General features: G+C 43.9%; 13 protein-coding genes and 2 tRNA genes. 10 read left to right on the top strand and 5 right to left on the bottom strand.

The genetic code is table 11. The features are described 5' to 3' along the window. Positions 1-108 precede the first annotated feature (108 nt). Positions 109-933, top strand: coding sequence for a restriction endonuclease (locus QC759_RS06640; RefSeq protein WP_231553444.1), 825 nt, complete (start codon positions 109-111; stop codon positions 931-933). Between the two features lie 228 nt (positions 934-1161). Here the strand turns inward: QC759_RS06640 and QC759_RS06635 are convergent. Beyond that, positions 1162-1233: transfer RNA gene (locus tag QC759_RS06635), tRNA-Val, on the bottom strand. Between the two features lie 99 nt (positions 1234-1332). Beyond that, positions 1333-1404: transfer RNA gene (locus QC759_RS06630), tRNA-Val, on the bottom strand. Positions 1405-1587: 183 nt separating this feature from the next. Here QC759_RS06630 and ilvE point away from each other — a divergent pair. Together ilvE and QC759_RS06620 are read left to right on the top strand one after the other, a co-directional pair. Beyond that, on the top strand, positions 1588-2508 hold the full coding sequence (gene ilvE / locus QC759_RS06625) for a branched-chain-amino-acid transaminase (protein WP_048072856.1): 921 nt from the start codon (positions 1588-1590) through the stop codon (positions 2506-2508). A gap of 454 nt (positions 2509-2962) precedes the next feature. Then, positions 2963-3802, top strand: a complete 840-nt coding sequence (locus QC759_RS06620) for an undecaprenyl-diphosphate phosphatase (protein WP_048072855.1) — start codon at positions 2963-2965, stop codon at positions 3800-3802. 191 nt (positions 3803-3993) lie between these two features. Here the strand turns inward: QC759_RS06620 and QC759_RS06615 are convergent, their stop codons facing one another. Beyond that, entirely contained in the window at positions 3994-4725 is a 732-nt protein-coding gene (locus tag QC759_RS06615; protein ID WP_048073875.1) for a cyclase family protein, read from the bottom strand. A gap of 126 nt (positions 4726-4851) precedes the next feature. Then, positions 4852-5925: a nicotinate mononucleotide-dependent phosphoribosyltransferase CobT gene (cobT, locus tag QC759_RS06610; RefSeq protein WP_048072854.1), complete on the bottom strand. Its 1074-nt coding sequence runs from the start codon at positions 5923-5925 to the stop codon at positions 4852-4854. A gap of 256 nt (positions 5926-6181) precedes the next feature. On the opposite strand from cobT, the gene QC759_RS06605 reads away from it, so the two are divergent. The 3 genes from QC759_RS06605 (at position 6182) to larC2 (ending at position 10367) form a co-directional block, all read left to right on the top strand. Beyond that, positions 6182-7828, top strand: coding sequence for a bifunctional N(6)-L-threonylcarbamoyladenine synthase/serine/threonine protein kinase (locus QC759_RS06605; protein WP_276698995.1), 1647 nt, complete (start codon positions 6182-6184; stop codon positions 7826-7828). A 240-nt stretch (positions 7829-8068) separates the two neighbouring features. Then, a complete protein-coding gene (locus QC759_RS06600) occupies positions 8069-9850 on the top strand; it encodes a hypothetical protein (protein WP_048072853.1) in 1782 nt (593 codons plus the stop codon). Positions 9851-9863: 13 nt separating this feature from the next. Further along, positions 9864-10367 carry a nickel pincer cofactor biosynthesis protein LarC2 gene (gene larC2 / locus QC759_RS06595; protein ID WP_048072852.1) on the top strand — a complete coding sequence of 168 codons (504 nt, stop codon included), beginning with the start codon at positions 9864-9866 and terminating at the stop codon, positions 10365-10367. A gap of 212 nt (positions 10368-10579) precedes the next feature. Here the strand turns inward: larC2 and acs are convergent, their stop codons facing one another. Continuing rightward, positions 10580-12487 (bottom strand): acetate--CoA ligase, encoded by a 1908-nt coding sequence (gene acs / locus QC759_RS06590; RefSeq protein ID WP_048072851.1) that lies wholly within the window; start codon positions 12485-12487, stop codon positions 10580-10582. Between the two features lie 553 nt (positions 12488-13040). On the opposite strand from acs, the gene QC759_RS06585 reads away from it, so the two are divergent. The 4 genes from QC759_RS06585 to QC759_RS06570 all read left to right on the top strand — a co-directional run bounded on the left by QC759_RS06585 (position 13041) and on the right by QC759_RS06570 (position 16843). Further along, positions 13041-13625 (top strand): XTP/dITP diphosphatase, encoded by a 585-nt coding sequence (locus QC759_RS06585; RefSeq protein ID WP_048072850.1) that lies wholly within the window; start codon positions 13041-13043, stop codon positions 13623-13625. Between the two features lie 124 nt (positions 13626-13749). Continuing rightward, the gene (locus QC759_RS06580; protein WP_048072849.1) at positions 13750-14151 is read left to right on the top strand and encodes a 30S ribosomal protein S15; all 402 of its coding nucleotides are present in this window, start codon (positions 13750-13752) and stop codon (positions 14149-14151) included. Then, positions 14117-15472, top strand: a complete 1356-nt coding sequence (gene recJ, locus QC759_RS06575; RefSeq protein ID WP_048072848.1) for a RecJ family nuclease — start codon at positions 14117-14119, stop codon at positions 15470-15472. The genes QC759_RS06580 and recJ overlap by 35 nt, the downstream gene beginning before the upstream one ends. 144 nt (positions 15473-15616) lie before the next feature. After that, a complete protein-coding gene (locus QC759_RS06570; protein WP_048072847.1) occupies positions 15617-16843 on the top strand; it encodes an aconitase X in 1227 nt (408 codons plus the stop codon). Positions 16844-16850 lie beyond the last annotated feature (7 nt).

The raw sequence follows: 16850 nt of genomic DNA, 5'->3' as shown, positions 1-16850 counted from the left end.
ATCAGTTGATGAGGGGAACAGTTTTAAGTATAAAGAAGTAGAAAACAAATATTATCATCTAGTAAATTAAGAAATTATGAGGTGATGTTATATCATCACTGTTAGAAGGTGGGGGAATTGGATAAAAACAGATTAGTCAAATTCATGGCAAGGATAATGGAAGAATCAGGCTTCAAGGTCTACCGTAACTTCCAGACTTCCCGACACATCATTGACATCTACGGAGTTCTACCCACTATCCTCGGAGACATTGGGGTGGTTGTAGCCTGTAAAAACTATGATGACCGCTGGGAAGTGGGTCTGGACGTTTTAAAGGAAATGGAAATGGTGGCCAAAACCCTGAAAGCCTCCAAGGTCGTGGTAGTTACTACCTCCTACTTCACCAAAAGCGCGGAGAACTATGCTAGCCGTAGGAATATTAAAATTCTGGATAAAGAGGGTTTAATGGCACTGGCAAAAAAATTCTCTGCACAGCATGGTGAATATGGAGGAGTACAGGTATACGATGAAGATGAAGGAGAAGTGGGAAATCCAGAGGTTACCGAGGATTACACCCCATCTTCAAACACAGCATCATCCTTTCCCAAGACATCAACCCCCCAGAGTTTCTTCAGCAGAGGAAAAGGCAGCCTGGACAAGGCAAAAAGATCATCATTCTCCATGCCCAGTAGTCCCGGACTTAAACCCCTACTGACCAACACAATCTCGCTGATAATCATTGTATTCGCACTTTCATCCCTAATAACCTACTTTATCAGTACAGGATACTCTAACACCGCCATTCTCGGAGTTACCAAAATTTTGATTTCCGCAGTACTGTCCTACGGGCTGGTTATGGCCATTGAACGCGACATAACAACCACTCTCAGTAAAGGAACCATAGTATTCTTTGTTTCCCTGCTGATCTACGTCATCATGATCATAGCCTTTTAAGCAGCACCGGGATCATCTAATTACTACTTTTTATTTTCTTATTTAGCACCCTCTTAATTTTAAAAAAAACTGATATCACCCTCCCCTACAACTACCATGATCCTTTAAAGACAGCAAGATAATCGGGAGGGTAATGACCTTCTGTCTTATTTTCTAAAAGGAGATCTTCAATTTGTGAAAGGGAGTAACCTATATTAAAATTAGTTGATGGTTAAGGGATACATGAAATGGGCCGGAGGAGATTCGAACTCCTGATCACCTCGGTGTGAGCGAGGTATCATACCCCTAGACCACCGGCCCACATACAATAATTCCAAATACAATTTAAACTCTTCAAATATCTTAGAATAACAATTTATTGGTTATTAAAGATTTAAAATATCAGTAAATGATTTTAAATGGGCCGGAGGAGATTCGAACTCCTGATCACCTCGTTGTAAGCGAGGTATCATACCCCTAGACCACCGGCCCACATTGGGTACTTCCATGGTTTGGCAGGGAAGTTATATAAAGTTTTCCAAGGATTGATGATGAGATGGTAACTACTGAATTAACTGATAATAATTTTCCGTCCAAAGTGTGGCAAACACATTATTAATAACTAGTTTAACCAATAGATTCTGGATAGATAATTATTTAATTTTGAGGGATAACATGGCCTTTGATGAGTCCGGAAAAATATGGTTTAACGGAGAGTTTGTTGATTGGAACGAAGCAAAAATTCACGCATTATCACACGTAGTCCACTATGGATCCAGTGTTTTTGAAGGTATACGGTGCTATGATACTAAAAAAGGGCCGGCAGTATTCCGGTTGGCAGAGCATGTTAAACGACTCTACAATTCAGCCAAGATCTACCGCATGGAAATTCCCTACTCCCCGGAAGATTTCTGTCAGGCAGTTTTAGACACCATTAAAGTAAACGAACTGAAAGCCTGTTACATACGCCCCATAATCTTCCGGGGGTATGCTGAACTGGGAGTTTACCCCCTTAACTGCGCAGTAGAATCCCTGATCGCGGTCTGGGCCTGGGGTAAATACTTGGGAGAAGAAGCCCTGGAAAATGGAGTGGATGTTGGTGTATCCACCTGGCGCCGCATGGCCCCTAACACCATGCCCAACATGGCCAAAGCCGGTTCCAACTACATGAACAGCCAGCTGGCCAAGATGGAAGCAGTAGCCAATGGTTATGATGAGGCCATCATGCTGGACTACCAGGGCCTGGTGAGTGAGGGCAGTGGGGAAAATGTTTTCCTGGTAAAAGACGAAATTCTATACACCCCTCCACGTTCTTCCTCATTGCTGGATGGAATAACCCGGAACTCCATAATCACCCTGGCCCGGGAAATGGACCTGGAAGTTAAAGAAGAAGAAATACCCCGGGAAATGTTGTACATTGCCGACGAACTCTTTTTAACCGGTACAGCAGCAGAAGTAAGCCCCATCAGATCAGTGGACCGTATAACTGTGGGCAATGGAAAAAGAGGCGAAATAACCAAAAAACTACAGGAACAGTTCTTCGCCATTATAGATGGTGAAACCGACGACACCCATGGTTGGCTGACTTTCCTCTAACCCTAAAATTCTCCTATTTCAATTTCTTTCTTCCATTAGGAATTAACCTGCTGTTTCTAGTATACTAATGGTAAAATTTGGGTGTAATTTTCAGCCAAATCATAGGGAAAATGTGTTAAACTTGTGATTAATCCTGGAAAAAAATTATTAAAGAACAAACCAGTGTTAAAACAGGGATGTGTAATAAACATCCCAGTTAGAAACATCCCCCGTAAAGATTTGAGGTCAAACAATACCGAGTTATAACTTAGAAGTTATGACTTATAACTTATAAGTTACAAGTTATAAGACGAGTTCCAAGGCACATGTTTTAAATAATAGCCAACCGCACTAATTAATTTCAGAGTTCAATTAGGGATGATTATCAAATATTAAGAAATTTATCAGTGCGAAATTTTATGGTCAAAATAAGGAAATTTGTCAAGTAAAATAGAGAAAATCGGAGAAGTTATTTATGGATATCATTCAGGCAATAATAATGGGTATGGTTCAGGGATTAACTGAATTTTTACCAGTAAGCAGTTCCGCCCACCTGGTCATAGCACCGGAGTTACTGGGCACACAATCCAGTCTGGCATTTGACACACTGTTGCACGTGGGTACCCTGGTAGCAGTCATCGGATACTTCTGGAAAGATATTACCTCCATGATAAAATCGTTTGTATCCAGTCTACTGGATATTCCCCGGGGAAAATTCAAGGAAGGGGTAGCCGATGATCCCTATAAAAGACTGGCCTGGCTGGTAGTAGTAGGTACCATCCCCGCAGGACTGATGGGAGTACTGCTTAAAAGCGAGTTCGAGGCCCTTTTCAACTCAGTTACCATAGTTGGTTTCTTTTTGCTTGTGACTGGAGTTATTCTATGGGGTTCAGAATGGATAGCCAAACGAAACATTGATAAAAAAGGTAAAGATGTTAAAGAGGTTAGTTTTACCAATTCACTGGTTATTGGAGTTTTTCAGGGATTGGCCATTGCCCCCGGGATATCTCGATCCGGATCCACCATCGCTGCCGGGTTATTCTCCGGGCTGGAAAGAAAATTAGCAGCCCGTTACAGTTTCCTACTATCCATACCTGCCATATTGGGAGCAGCACTAATACAGGCCAAGGATATTGTTAGTTTCGATGCCAACACCGAAGTTCTGATTGCCGGTTTCCTATCGGCAGCCATATTCAGCTACTTGGCAGTTAAATTTATGATGGGCTACATCCAGAAACACAGCCTGAACATATTTGCCATTTACTGCTGGATTGTAGGTGCCCTGACAATCATAATCTCCACGGTATGGTTCTAAGTCAGTAAAGGATTTTAAAAATTTCTTTTTCCCCTTTTTTTAACAAAAAAAATATTCTTCTATTTTTTCTATTTTTTTGATCTTAAACTTAATGAGTTTATCTTCAAATTTTAAAGAAGAAATTTATAGAAAAGAAATATTCTAAAATTCCAATTTTTAGCTTTACTCTTCAAATAAAGTGGGAATAATGCTTATTCCCTGATCTTCACCAGTACTGTACAGGGAGCACTGTCAATTCCTCCCACTTGCCAGGGGATAACCAGGACCTCCTCCAGAGTCATTCCTTCGTGAATTGGTCGCAAGTCCAGGTCTTCCACAAAAACCAGTGGTTGGCCTAAATCTTCCTGTGTTTTGAAGGCAGTCTGGTGCAGGTCAATCATTTCCTGCATCCTACCGAATCGGGACATGGAAACTGTGTCTATGGCCAGACATCTCAGTTTAGGGAGTTTTTGGCGGAGATAATAAGCAACTTCTGGTGAAACTCCTGGATTCTTAGTCAGATACATATCAGTACCAGTTTCACGATACTCAGAAAATCCAGTGCGTATTAAAATACAATCAAAATCCAGTTCTTTTTCGTCAATTTCGCTAAAGGCGGGGGCTAGATCTTCCTGAACAATGAGTCCATCGGGTTCTTTGGGGCAATTCACAACAAGGGGTTGGTGGAATACCAATTCATTAGGATCATAGGTGTAAATTGGCCGTCCATCTCTGAGGAAATGGGCGGGCCCGTCAACATGGGTCCCAGAATGGTTTTCTGCAGTTATTACTGAGGTGTTGTAGGAATCTCCCTCTTTAATCTGATTCTTAGGGGTTATGGTGATTTTAGTAAGATCTGGATGGACTGGTGTGTCTTCAGTGAGAGTATAGGAGATTCTTATGTATCTGGACTTATTTTCCGAATTTTTCTCCTTATTTTTCATTTTTTCCCCCCTAATGCTTTTGTTAAACCAATACCTCTCAATAAACCCAATACTTTCCTTAATAAACCCAATATTTTTTTCCGGAATAGACTCAATACTTTCCTTAATGCCTTTTAATAAAAACAATTAGTTCTTGAAGATCTCCCGGCACAATTCCTCTGTTTTGTTCCGCACCTCATCAATGGGAACCCCTTTAAGCTGGGCAGCTAACATAGCTCCTCCTGCACCTGCACCTTCCTTCACCGCTCCTTTGGTGTATTTCTGCAGTCCCCTATTTTCCGATTTCTCAAAACCTGGATCCACGGCGAAGATGTTTATTGGTCCAATCTGCCGGGCAATGTAGTTAATATCGGCAGTTTCATCAGTAGCCACGAAAATGGTAGTGGCAATGGAAATCTTGTCGAAATCAAAGTCTTTAACCGCTTCTTTAAGCAAGGCGCAGACTGCTGTCATTTGGGTGCCACCAGCCAGGGTTACGGGTACGGTACTGCCGGCGGCAATTCCGGCCACTGCCGGGATCATAGGGTCACCCACTATTTTAACGGCCTGAAAGGGGTCCAGAGGGATATTGTCCTTTAATCCAGCGCTTTCCATCCCTTTTTCTACTGTCTGACGTTTTAGGGTGTGGGGATTTTCCGGGGTGCTTCCACTTACCTTTCCCCATGCATCATATCCCATGGCAGCCAGAACCCCCAGGGCTGTAGTGGTGCCTGCGGGAGTACTTTCACCAATTATCAAGTGGTCCGTGAACTTGGAAAGGGTTTTACCCAATAATTTCCCCTTGCTAAATATATCTTCCGGATCGTCCACTGCATTTCCAGTGGCAATGTCCCCTCCCTGTTTATCGTTGATATTCACGTAGGGAAGAGATGGTTTAACTACTGAACCGGCATCGGCAACCAGGAAAGGAATATCCGCTATTTCAAGGGAAGCTTTGGTAATCACTGCTGGCGTAGGAGCTGCTTCATCCCCTACTACGGTTTGGGGAATTTCAGGAAGGCACTTTGGTGCACCATGGACTATTAATTCAACATCCGCGGCAGGAGTGTAATCAGTTAATTCTGGTGATGCTCCGGCACCGGTGATTCCGGGTATTCGGGAAGTTAAGGTGGTAGCAATAACGCATAAAAACAATGAATCCTTATCCTGTAGCTTGTAGAGTGCATCGCGCGATCCATAACATTTTACAGATTTATCCATATCAATTCCTCTTAGAAAATTAAAGGTAAAGTATCAATTATTAAAAATTATGTTTGACTATAAAATAGGGTGAAGTGCTATATAAAATAAATTTCACCCGACATATGAAAGTGATTAGGGCTAAAGAAATAAACTGAAGAAAAGAGATAAAAAGAATACTAATGACTGTGTGAAGGACTATGGTTTATGATCCCTATCATAAACCGAAGGGAAAAAAATAACCTAATCTAAGTCACTTTCATGGTTTTTTTAGAGTGTGATGTACGTGATATGTATAGGTTTAGAGGGAACAGCCGAAAAAACTGGTGTGGGAATTGTAGACTCCGATGGTCATATACTGGCCCTGCAGGGCCGGGCTCTCCTCCCGGAGAAGGGAGGAATTCACCCCCGGGAAGCAGCTCAACACCACGCCGAAAACCTGGTTCCTCTCATAAAAAAATCCCTGGATGAAGCCAATTTGAGTCTGGAAGACCTGGATATGGTGGCTTTTGCCCGTGGCCCAGGCCTGGGACCAGCACTGCGAACAGTGGCCACCGCCGCCCGGAGCCTGGCTCTTTCTCTGGATGTGCCCATTGTGGGTGTTAACCACTGCATAGGCCACATAGAGATCGGAAGACTGACCACAGGGTGCCAGGACCCCCTGACCCTCTACGTGAGTGGGGGAAACACCCAGGTGACGGCCTTTGATGCCGGTCGCTATCAAATATTTGGAGAGACCCTGGACATTGCCATTGGTAACTGCCTGGATCAGTTCGCCCGTACCGTGGGTCTGGGACACCCTGGTGGGCCCCGGGTGGAGGAACTGGCCCTGGCCTCAGATAACTACCTGAAATTACCCTACACTGTGAAGGGTATGGATCTATCTTTCTCCGGATTACTCACTGCGGCCATCCGTAAATATGAATCTGGTGCCGCCCTGGAGGATGTATGCCACAGCCTGCAGGAAACTGCCTTTGCCATGCTGGTGGAGGTAACTGAAAGGGCTCTGGCCCATTCCAAAAAATCAGAAGTCTTGCTGGTGGGTGGGGTGGCTGCCAACCAGCGCCTGCGGGAGATGCTGGAGGTCATGGCCCAGGAACACTACGCGGAATTTTTCATGCCGGAAATGAAGTACTGTGGAGATAATGGGGCCATGAATGCCTGGTTGGGATTACTGATGTACCAGAACTCTAAAAAAATGGATATTTGTGACACCCGGGTTAAACAGCGCTTCCGAACTGATCAGGTGGATGTTCCCTGGAGGGAAAAATCTCCTCTGAAGCTGAAATTACCTTCCGAACTGCTGGCTAAGGGTGCCGAGGCCAATATCTATCCCGATCATTACCTGGGCGAAGAAGTCCTGGTTAAAAAGAGGGTGGTCAAGAGTTACCGGATTAAAGAAATAGATGACTATCTGCGGAAAAAAAGGACCAAAAATGAAGCCAAACTCATGGCCGAGGCCAAACGCTGCGGAGTGGTCACCCCCCTGGTTTACGATGTGGATTTGAAGGAATACTCCATTACCATGGAAAAGGTCCAGGGTTTAGAGGTGAAAAAGATTTTCAGCAGTGAGGATCCCCTTGATTTAAACCAAATACGTTCAATTTCTCGGACTATAGGGGAAAATGTGGCCCGTCTCCATGATTGTGGCCTGATCCACGGGGATCTTACCACCAGCAATCTCATATTGGGGGAGGATGGAAAATCCGTGGTCTTCATAGACTTTGGATTGGGTAAAGTTTCCGACCTGGTGGAAGACAAGGGTGTGGATCTCCTGGTGTTTAAAAAGGCCATTAATGGAATTCACCATGATATCAGCCAGGAATGTTTTGACCATATACTTAAAGGGTATGAGGGTGCCCGGGATTACCGGGAAGTAGTGGCCAAGATAGAAGAAATAGAAGGGCGGGGCCGTTACACCTGATACTGTATTATTCTAGGATCCCGTGTTAATCCAATTATAAGTTATAACTTATAAGTAATAAGTTACAAGTTATAATAACGATTCTGAGCACTATATTGCATATTTACTTTTTTTTGGAGTTAAGCCCAGGGTATGTCCAGATTAGGCAATTCAGCAGCATAATAATTTGAAATTTCTTATTATGAATATATATCAAAAACTATATGAGAACATCATCCCATATATATTAACGGTGATTCTATGGAAAAAGAGATAATAGCAGCCATTATGGCTTCAACGTCCGATATAGATATGATGACTAACGATCGGATAGAAGCTCTGACCAAGGGACATGGGATGTTAAATGTCGCTGCCATATGCGCAGCCAACTCTATCGCACAAGAGGTTTTAAGAGGGACAGAAATAAAGCTCACCGACCACAATGTTCAACATCTACCCATAGACGATGTATTAAAAAAAGCCATTGAATCCGCCGAACTAGCAGGAGCTGATCCTGCAAACGCCGCTCTTATAAGTGCTGCTCTATGTTATTTTGCCGGAACAAACGCACAAGCCGGAGTGCCCGCTGGGAACCGGAAGTTAGGGGCCATGGCCCGGATAATTGCCGGAGTGGATCGTTGCGGGGTCATTGCCGTGCCCACCGCCAAAGTAAACAATAGGATATCAGGCTACGCAGCAGTAAAAGCTTTATATGACGATGTTTTTGACAACAAAATCACCAAAATAGATGGAAGTATTGTGCCCCTGGGTGTGGGAGGTGGACCACTCTATGGTCATGGTACCCTGGGAGAAGACATCGCTTTCCCTGAAATAGCCCGCAACGGTGCTGCCGCAGGAACCAAAGGAATGTTAAAGGCCTATGCTAACGTGGGCATGCCACCAAGCCCAATTACCGCAGCAATATTTGGAGCTGCAGCAATACTCGAAATTGTCCATCCAGATTCTGAAATAGGGGAAAAATATGGGGAATTTTTCAAAGATAACAGCGCCTATGTTGCCGGACTGGGTGCAGTTGAAGCTGCTGGACTTCCCGAAAAGCTCCACATCCGAGGAACCGGGGAAGAATATGACACCGCCCACCTTGTGGGGGATTTAGGTGTTATAATTAAAGATATCGGAGGACCATCAGTTATAGGTATGATGGCCTTTGAAGAAATGTTATCCGCATTTGAAGAGTCCCTTGAAATCGGGGCTGGTTTTTCTGGTGGGCCATTACAACCCCCACTGGGACACATGACCGCCGACGCTGTACTGGCCATGAAAGTTCTAATATCCAGTGCTGGTGACCTGGAAGTGGCCGCTGAAAAAATACGAGAAATTAAAGAAAAATTCTGGATCGAACCAGAACTGGCCAAAGTAGCCACCAACACCATATCCCGCAAAGCAGAACAAGTTAAAAGGGGACCGGTTACCAAAGCAATGATACTGGCCACTGATGGTGGATTAGCAAAGGCAGTGAGTGAAAGAGCTAAATTTACCTTTGATAAACTAAAAGAAGGTAAAGAACTGGATGAAATCGTGCACATGCTGGATGATGAAAAATTAAACAACGTGGAAACTGCTTGCAGTGTCCTGTTCAGTGGAATGATGGGTAAAAATATAGACATAAAGATAACCAACTACCAGGGATGTGGTCGTAGACGCCCCAATGATTTCCTGAAAAGATACTGTGGATTTGATACCGACGCTACGGTCGAAGTAACTGTTGACGGAGAAAAAATTGTTTTCGACGGTTTATCGCAAAATGTAATACCCGATGCAGTGGTTAACAAAAAAATGGATATACTGGAAGCAATCCCCCTGGCAGCAGTTCCCGTGGTGGAGCTACAGTTATGTGGCCACACCATTATCAACATCATTGTTCCGGCAGCAGTTGCTGCAGCAATGAACACCGAAGCATCCCCCCGTGAAATAGCAAGAAAGGCCGTGGCCGGAGCCTACATATCATCAGCAATACCAGGAGGAATTCCAAGGGCGGAAGAAGTCAGCAAACGGACAATTAAAATAATGTCTGAACTTTAATCCCGGTGAAAAAATGCTGCTGATGATCACCGTGGACGATCTACCCACCGAAGGTTTGCCCTACATTATTGAACGCACCATGGAGAGAGGAGCTAAAAATATACACGTCCTGAATGGTATTACTAAAAAAGGACGTGTAGAATATATTTTTTTAGTAGAAGTTAGTAAAAAATCTTTAGAAGATATTTCAAAATTCCTTGCATTGGAATTAGGTACATTAGGGATGAAAATATTCCATACAGATCATATAAAACTCCCTTTTGAAATAATTTCCCGAAAAGTAGTAGTTGAAACCGAAAATACCCAATTAGAAATAGAAGTGCAAGTTAAATATCTCAAAAATGATAACGACCAGGTCATATCATTAAAAGCAGAATACGAAGACATTAAAAAAATAGCATTGAAACTTGAATCCCGGGGGATATCCATCCCACTGGCCAAGTTGAAAACCGTGATCGAAGCCGAAGCCTATAAAAAGGTACTTGATAACGACAATATAAGAATAAAAGTTAATTAATGAGTATGAAAGTGGTATTTCCTTAATTTTTTACTTTTTATAAAAATTCTCCTTTTTAACATTCCCAATGAAAATCTGTCCATCCTTAAAGCCCAAATTAAGTGAAAATGAAGGTCTGAAACTCTTATTTAATCAATCAAATCTTCAATTTTCACTCAGGTCGGGTTTTATCTTAACGATATCTAGGTAAATTAATGAATCCACTTAAAGAGTTAACCATCTTCTAAGGTGGATAAATCTCCCAGATCCTTTCCTTCTTCCCGGGCACGGAGTACACGGCGCATGATCTTACCACTCCTGGTTTTGGGTAGATTATCAACCTGGACAATGTCACCCAGCACGGCCACTGGTCCCAGTTCGTAACGCACATGCCTCTGCAATTCACTGATAAGTTTGGTGGTTAATTTATACCCCTCCTTGAGGATGACAAAGGCCTTAATAACCTGCCCCTTAACCGGGTCTGATTTACCAATGACTGCTGCTTCCGCTACCGCTGGATGGGAGGAGAAGGCAGCTTCCACCTCCGAAGTTCCCACCCGGTGCCCTGCAATCTTCAGCACGTCATCAGAACGGCCCTGTATCCAGATGTAACCATCTTCGTCCTTGCGGGCCATGTCCCCGGCGCGGTAGACCCCGCCAGGTATGTCCTTCCAGTAGACATTGACAAATCTTTTTTCATCCTTATAGAGGGTACGGAACATGGCCGGCCATGGTTTCTTAACCACCACGTAGCCGTCTTCCCCCACGGGGACCGGGTTTCCATTTTCATCCACTACATCGATGTCCACACCCGGGAAGGGAAGGGTGGGTGTACCGGGTTTCAGGTGAGAAACGGGCAGCGGGGAAATCATGTGCATTCCGGTCTCTGTCTGCCACCAGGTATCCATAATTGGCGTTTTTTCCTGGCCAATGTTCCTGTACAGCCACATCCAGGCGGCGGGGTTCATGGGTTCACCTACACTGCCTAGTATCTTCAAGGAAGAAAGGTTGTAGACGGTGGGGTACTTGTTCCCGTAACGCATTAAATGTCTTATAGCGGTTGGGGAGGTGTATAACTTGGTTACACCGTATTTTTCCACGATCTTCCACCATATCCCGGGATCCGGGTAATCAGGGGCTCCTTCGTATACCAGGGTGGTGGTCCCCAGAAGAAGGGGACCGTAGATAAGGTAACTGTGGCCGGTGATCCAGCCTATATCCCCAGTACACCACCACAAATCACCGTTATGAATGTCAAAAATGGTTTTTAAGGTGGTGGCCACCCCTACCATATATCCTGCGGTGGTGTGGAGAACTGCCTTAGGTTTCCCTGTGCTTCCCGAAGTGTAAAGTATGAACAGAGGGTCTTCTGAGTCCATTTCCTCAACTGGACATTCGTCCGGTTCACCCTCCAGGAGTGTGTCGTAGAATATTTCCTTACCACTTAACTCCGACATGTGGATGGGGTTTCCAGCGTGCTTGACCACAATGGTGGTTTCAATGGTGTGGCACTTCAGCATGGCTTCGTCCACGATTTTTTTAAGGTCAATGACTTTTCCCCGGCGGAAGGTTCCATCGGCGGTTACCAGGATTTTGGCCTTGGCATCGTTCATTCGCTCCACAAAGGCACCGACACTCAATCCCGAGTATACCACGCTGTGCACTGCCCCAATCTTGTTACAGGCCAGCATGGAGATCAGAAGTTCCGGGCACATGGGCATGTACATGGACACTGTGTCTCCCTTTTCCACGCCCAGGTTCTTCAGGGCATTGGCCATTTTATTCACTTCACGGTAGAGCTCGTAGTAGGTGAGCTTCTTCTCGTCACCCCTCTCGTTGGCGTAGAGTATAGCCACCTGGTTCCGTTTATCGGTGTGTATCCAGCGGTCCACGGCATTGTAGGCCAGGTTGATTTTACCATTGGTGAACCACTTGTAGAATGGTTTATTACTTTCATCCAGGACCTGGTCCCATTTCTGGAACCATTCAAATTGTTCGGCCTTTTCTGCCCAGTACTTCTCAATATCTTTACCCTTCTCGATTTCTGCCTCCCAGTTCTTTACGTGGGCCTCTTCCACCAACATGTAATTAGGTTTAAAAACTTTTTTCTCATTATCCAAGTTATTAGCGCTTTTTACCATGTTTTTTCACCCTTAATTTTTTTTTAATTTATTCAAATCAATTTTTAGAGAAAATAACGGTTGATATGTCTGTTTGGGAATAATATGGTCTTTAAGAAATTTTAGGACATTCCATTTAATGCATAATAATTCTTTATTTTTTATTACTAAATTTGGAATTCATGCACACCAAACGAAATTAGTCCTTGGTTTAATTTTGGAATTAAAACTATTTAGAAATGTTTTTTCCAGGAATTTACGGTACTTACCTAAAACAAAAATAAATTTTTACCCTACCCAACGTTCTACACAACTTTACTTGTCATTCAGTTTAAGTCCATTGAAGTCAGTGGTATCACTCTAACAATCTTTAAAGACACTAAGAAGTATATAAATGCTACTGTTGCTGGTGGGCATTCATTATAATAGAAATTAATACTGTAAATAGAGATAAGTTGATTAGAATAAAGATTAAATAAATATTTTTAAAGCCTGCATAAGGTTTATACATTCGGTTAAACCAATATAATGTGAAATATCAAATAAATTATCCAAAATAACACTGGTGGCATCCATGGGCAAATCAGAAGATCCTTTATACATAACCTTTATAACCGGTAACCAACACAAAGTAAAAGAAGCTCAAGGAATATTCCACCAGTTCAATATTGAGGTGGAGCACGTAGACCTGGGATACCCTGAAATTCAGGGAGAGCTAATAGATGTGGCTCGCTTTGGTGCAGTAGATGCTGCCCGGCGGCTAGGAAGACCAGTCATTGTTGAAGATGCCGGTTTGTTTATAAAAGCTCTTAACTGGTTTCCAGGAACATATTCATCATACGTGCAGGACACCCTGGGCAATCAAGGCATTTTAAAACTGATGAACAATGTCGAAGACCGTTACGCCGAGTTCAGGTCGGTGATTGGGTTTGCAACACCCAAGACCGAGCCCGAGACTTTTTTAGGTGTAGTCGGAGGACAGATAGCCCATCAGGAAAAAGGAGATCATGGTTTCGCCTACGATCCACTGTTTGTACCCGAAGGATACAGCCAGACCTTTGGTGAACTCACCCGAAAAGAGAAGAATGAATTCTCCCACCGTCGCCGTTCACTGGAAAACTTTGCCCAATGGTATAAGGATTTTATAAATGGCGAATAAATGAAATCTTTGACCAGATAAGCTCGCATTAATGATGTCTTTTAGCCTAGAACTGAATGAACATTTTGAGCTTAAATCAGTATTTAAAGCTAATTTGAATAGATATATTATAAGAGGTGATTTTATGGCAGCAAAGCCTGAATGGGTTGAATACTCAACTGAAGAAATAGAAGAAATCATATTAAAACTGAGAAAAGAAGGAAAATCAACCAGTGTCATCGGAGTTATACTACGGGACCAGTACGGAATTCCAGATGTTAAAGCAGTAACCGGGATGAAAATAACCCATGTACTGGAAAAACACGACCAGGGTGAAGAATACCCTGAAGACCTCATGAACCTCATCCGTAAGGCCGTCAACATCCGGGACCACCTTAAGGAAAACCCTAAGGATCTGCACACCAAGAGGGGTCTGCAGCTGGTAGAATCCAGGATCAGAAGACTGGTAAAGTACTACACCCGGGAAGGAGTTCTACCTGAAGGATGGAGATATGACCCACAAAAAGCAGCACTACTTGTTAAATAGAGCTGAAGAAGCAAATGTGCTCCTGAAGGAGCACTTGGATCAGGACCAGGTGGTGAGAGTGATCTCCCACAATGATTCTGATGGTATATCGGCGGCAGGTGTTATCTGCAACGCCATCTCCCAGGAAGGGGGAAAGTTCCACGTAACTTTAGTACCCCGTCTCCAGGACAAAGTCCTGGATAGGCTTTCCCAGGAGAAATACAAACTTTTCTTTTTCTGTGACATGGGGAGTGGCTATGTGGAGAGAATAGGCCGGCTCAATGGCCAGTCTATAATCGCCGACCACCACCAGACCATGGACAGCACCGGAGATGACGAAGAGACTGTGGTGCATGTGAACCCCCACCTGTTCGGACTGGACGGGACCCGGGATGTTAGTGCCTCGGGAGTCACCTACCTCACTGTAAAATCTTTTAACAAAGTTGAATTAGCAGGACTGGCCCTGGTTGGTGCCTTTGGTGATATGCAGTATGCCAATGGTTTTACTGGTGTGAACGAGACTATCTTATCTGAAGCCACCGAGGCAGGAGTGGTGCAACAACACGAAGACCTTAAAATTTCCTCCAAAACCGAACCCCTTTACAAGGCCCTGGCCCACACATTTCAGCCAGCCATCCCGGGGATTTCAGGAAACCTGGAAAAAAGTCAGGCCTTCCTGGAAAAAATTGGAATATCTTATGGTATTAAGTTCACCGACCTGGCCAACGAGGAGAAAGACTTCCTCACTGAACACCTGACCCGGATCAATCCAAAAATATTCGACACCGTGTACAGCATGCCTCAGGAAAAACCTGCACTGCGAAATCTGGAAAAATACGCCGAAATATTAGATGCCTGTGGTAAAAACAAGAAATACTCCGTGGGACTGAGCATCTGTCTGGGTGAACGGGATTCAGCCATTGCCGAAGGAGTGGAATATCTGAGCAAATACCAGGAATCCTTGATCAAAGGCATCCGGTGGATCTCCAGGGAAGGTTCCCAGGAAATGGACTATGTGCAGTACCTTTACACCGAAGATAAAGGTAATAAAAAGATAATGGGAACATTAGCATCATTAGGGATTGAATTAGAGATATTAAATCCCCAAAAACCAGTGATAACCTTATCCCGCATGCACCAAGACGTTAAAGTATCGGGACGTACCACACTGGAAATGACCCAGAAAGGAGTCAACCTGGGTTTTGCCCTCGAGCAGGCAGCCAAAAGTTTTAACGGCGCAGGTGGTGGGCATAACATTGCTGCTGGAGCAATGGTACCCTATAAAGAGTTGGAAAACTTCAAAAACTTGGTTAATGACATTGTAGGCTCACAGGTCAGTTAACCATCAACTCCCATTAAGGGCGCCTTTAAAGATTATTCCTGCCAGAAATATAGAAATAAAATAAGGGAATAATGTTCTGAGACCCTGAATATTATTTAAATCGGATAATTCTGTTAGTGAATTCATAAAATACTGAGGCATTACATGTATCTTACCCGAGAAGAGGAAAAAATGTATTCTGGAGAATACGGCCCGGCTGTGGAGAAATCCATGGAGATACTGGTCGCTCTGGGAGATATATATGGAGCAGATGGAATGGTAGAAATTGTTTCCGCCCAGATAGCCGGAGTCTCCTATAAGACCATTGGTGATGCTGGTCTGGAGTACCTGGAAGAACTGGCCAAGGAAGGAGCCCAGGTAGTGGTCCCCAGTACCCTCAACCCCGCAGGTGTAGACCTGGACAGGGGGCCAGAACTTGGTTTTCCCACGGAATTCACTGAAAAACAGTTACTCATCGTGGAAGCCTACCGTAAAATGGGGATCAGCACTACCTGTACCTGTACCCCCTACTTGGTGGGTAATGTGCCACTGTTAGGCAGTCATGTTGCCTGGTCCGAGTCATCCGCAGTTTGCTATGCCAATTCAGTTCTGGGAGCAAGAACTAATAGGGAAGGTGGTCCCGGGGCATTGTCCGCAGCAATATGTGGTAGAACACCCAACTACGGCTACCACCTGGACCAGGGGAGAGTTCCCAACCTGCTGGTGGATGTTGAAACTCCATTAAAGGGTGCAGATTATGGTGCACTTGGTTATCTGGTGGGAAAAAATGTGGGAAACGGAGTCCCCTATTTTAGATTACTGGATAAAACTCAGATAAAGCCCCAAGTAAACCAATTAAAAGCCCTTGGTGCGGCACTGGCATCTTCCGGAGCAGTGGCCCTTTATCACATGGAAAATATCACCCCGGAATATGTGGAAGCTTTAAAACATGTCAATGCATTGGATAAATTAACTGTAACCCGGGAAGATTTGAATAATACCCGTGAAAAACTTTCCACATCACAAAAACCAGACCTGGTTTGTTTAGGGTGTCCTCATTCCTCTTTAGAGGAAATAAAAGAAGTTGCCAACGAGTTAGAAGGTAAACAATTGGCTAATCAGTTATGGATATGCACGTCCATTTCCATTAAAGCTGCCGCCGATAGAATGGGTTACACCCAGACCATAGAAAATGCTGGGGGACATGTAGTCTGTGATACCTGCATGGTTGTGGCCCCCATAGAAGATATGGGTTTTAAAGTTATTGGGGTTAATTCTGCTAAAGCTGCTAACTACGTGCCCAGTATGTGCGGACTGGACGTGGTATTTGATGAATGGGAGAATTTAATAGCCATTAAAAAGCCAGACAGAAGTAAATATTTCTATTTTTAGGTGATTT

Origin of the sequence: Methanobacterium formicicum (genome assembly GCF_029848115.1) — an archaeon.
GTDB classification, from domain to species: Archaea; Methanobacteriota; Methanobacteria; order Methanobacteriales; family Methanobacteriaceae; genus Methanobacterium; species Methanobacterium formicicum.
The sequence above is the reverse complement of the archived record's forward strand: the minus strand, read 5'-3'. Positions and strand labels throughout refer to the sequence as shown.